Raw genomic sequence first — 518 nt, forward strand, 5'->3', positions numbered from 1 at the left:
GCAGCCTTATCGCCTCTACTGTCCTATTAACGCCGTTATAAGAAGTAGACAGATTATTTAGGCTGGTGGTGTAATCCTCTGCCCAGCGCGCTGGCTGCTCAGCATAAAGCGTTTTTCGAATACCCAGTGACTCCTCTTGCAGCGTTATCGCCTCTACTGTCCTACCAGCGCTTTCATAGCAGACGGCCAGATTATTTAGGCTGGTGGTGTAATCCTCTGCCCAGCGCGCAGGCTGCTCAGCATAAAGCGCTTTTCGAATAGCCAGTGACTCCTCTTGCAGCGCTATCACCTCTACTGTCCTGCCAACGCTTTTATAAAAATAAGCCAGACTAATTAGGCTGTTGGCGTAACCCTCAGCCCAGCGCGCTGGCTGCTCAGCATAAAGCGCTTTTTGAATACCCAGCGATTCCTCTTGCAGCGTTATCGCCTCTACTGTCCTATCAACGCTTTTATAAAAATAAGCCAGATTATTTAGGCTTCGGGTGTAATCCTCTGCCCAGCGCGCTGGCTGCTCAGCA

Annotated in this window: 1 protein-coding gene; it reads right to left on the reverse strand. The window is 50.4% G+C overall.

Annotated features, from left to right (window positions below; translation table 11 throughout):
• On the reverse strand, positions 1-518 hold a 518-nt coding region (locus tag L2735_RS19945), incomplete at both ends, for a tetratricopeptide repeat protein (protein WP_248986321.1).

The sequence above is a fragment of the Shewanella olleyana genome (genome assembly GCF_023283825.1).
Taxonomy (GTDB): Bacteria; Pseudomonadota; Gammaproteobacteria; order Enterobacterales; family Shewanellaceae; genus Shewanella; species Shewanella olleyana.